Source organism: Candidatus Bathyarchaeia archaeon (genome assembly GCA_035935655.1).
In the GTDB taxonomy this organism is placed as follows: domain Archaea; phylum Thermoproteota; class Bathyarchaeia; order 40CM-2-53-6; family 40CM-2-53-6; genus 40CM-2-53-6.
Map to the genome: position 1 here is coordinate 1 of DASYWW010000006.1, position 1,683 is coordinate 1,683.

Consider the following 1,683-nt stretch of genomic DNA (forward strand, 5'->3'; position numbering starts at 1 on the left):
CAGATAGACAGTGACGACGGGGCTGAAAGGTGGTGCGTTGAAGACAGGAGCCACTACTATTGACGGGAAATCAACTCCATATGCCTGAACAAAGTCGACCGCAGGCTGGTAGACGATCATGCTTGTGATCACCGCATAGAATATTCCGTACACTATCGATGACAGGACGAAGTATCTCCGATACTTCTTCTCTGAGAGGACATATGGAATCATCCAGGCTGGTGAGAGCGGCACTACGCCCTTGCTCATCTCGGCAGCAATCTTTAGTCTGAAGGTGCGCCAGACGTCGTAAATCACTAGTCCGATGCATGCTAGAACAAGAACGAAGTATACGCCAGCCACAGCTGGCAAGTCTGACACTACTCCGCGCGGAGGAATCCTTAACGTCAACAACTCGTAGGAGTAGGCAAGGGTTCCAAGCAGAGCTAGCACTACCCCGAGGATAGCCGCGACAGGCACGCGAGGGACAATGACTCCTTCCGACAAATCAGGTTCTAGCTCAGCGAACAATTGATTCGTTAAAGGTTTCCGAGATTCGATTTCGGGGGACGCAGGTGAAGCGGTTCTACTTGCTTATCTTTTCGACTAGATCCTCAAGATTGCTCGTCCAATGGCGAAGAAGGACGAGAAGCATGGTGTTGGAATAATTGAGCTGCAAGGTAAAAGTTCGTCTGCCTGCAAATTCACTCGGGGCCTTTAGTAACGGTTTCACGAATTGTGTAGAGTTCAATCCCAATTCTCTCGACCAAAGCTCTTCAGCCTCCCTTTCCTCTTCGAGCCTGTGAAGCTGAACCCGCGCCCTGAGTTTCGTGGCTGGAATTCCTATGGCTTTCATGAATTTGATGTGGAGACGTAGAATGCCTGGGTTTGAGTTGGCAAGCTCTACTCTGCTCGTCGCGAGGGATTTAGTTCCCTCTCCCGCGTAAAGCAATATGCCGCTCAGGAAAGTAATTCTGTGTAGTCGGCGGTTCAGCACCGTGGACCTCATACCGCCATTGACTTTCTGCCAAACCCGGAAACGTTTCTCATTCTTGGCGTCCTCCATGTGAACTAAAGACTTCTCTGCGGTTGGCGTAACCACGGAAGCCAGGTCGAAGCATGGTGGTTGTAGAAGAATCTTTGACAGCGGCCTAGGTGATGGGGGGACCCCGACAAAGTTGAGCAATTCTGCCATGTTTCGGAAGTAATGGTATACCGCACTCCTAGGGGCGTATCCGGCAACATATTCTATTAAGTCAGAATTAGGCTCCTCATCAACTGTCTGCGCGACTCTCGCGGCTTGCAATATTCTAGAGCGAGGAGGTAACGACCTAATTTTTTCGAGGACCTCAGCGCATATCCCCAACTCACTCAACCTAGAGTCTCTTTTTTGTCGAGTTAACCGAGCCCAGCTAAGCGTTTGGTGGTGCATGTGCTTCTAACCGCCCATCGCATATAAGTTCCAATGAAGTCCTAGGAGAAAAGAGCCGGCGGAGGGCTTCTCGCCTGCGAAGGCAAGTATCGATCCCTCGGCCTTTCGCTTACGAGGCGAACGCTCTACCAGGCTGAGCTACGCCGGCCCGGTCTCGACCCGAGCCGGCTGGCCGTTAAATCCTTGCTCTCTCGGAAAGGGTTTTAGAATTGTTTCAGGGGGCGTGAGATTGCGCGGGGGTCGCCCAGCATGGTCAACGGCGTGGGACTGAG

The 1,683-nt window shown here is 51.9% G+C and carries 2 protein-coding genes and 1 tRNA gene; all 3 read right to left on the reverse strand.

The genetic code is table 11. From position 1 onward, the window contains the following. A partial coding sequence (locus VGS11_00045; protein ID HEV2118491.1) for a hypothetical protein occupies positions 1-486 on the reverse strand: 486 nt, incomplete at its 3' end. Between the two features lie 79 nt (positions 487-565). Then, on the reverse strand, positions 566-1,285 hold the full coding sequence (locus VGS11_00050) for a hypothetical protein (protein ID HEV2118492.1): 720 nt from the start codon (positions 1,283-1,285) through the stop codon (positions 566-568). A 179-nt stretch (positions 1,286-1,464) separates the two neighbouring features. Next, positions 1,465-1,559: transfer RNA gene (locus VGS11_00055), tRNA-Thr, on the reverse strand. Positions 1,560-1,683 lie beyond the last annotated feature (124 nt).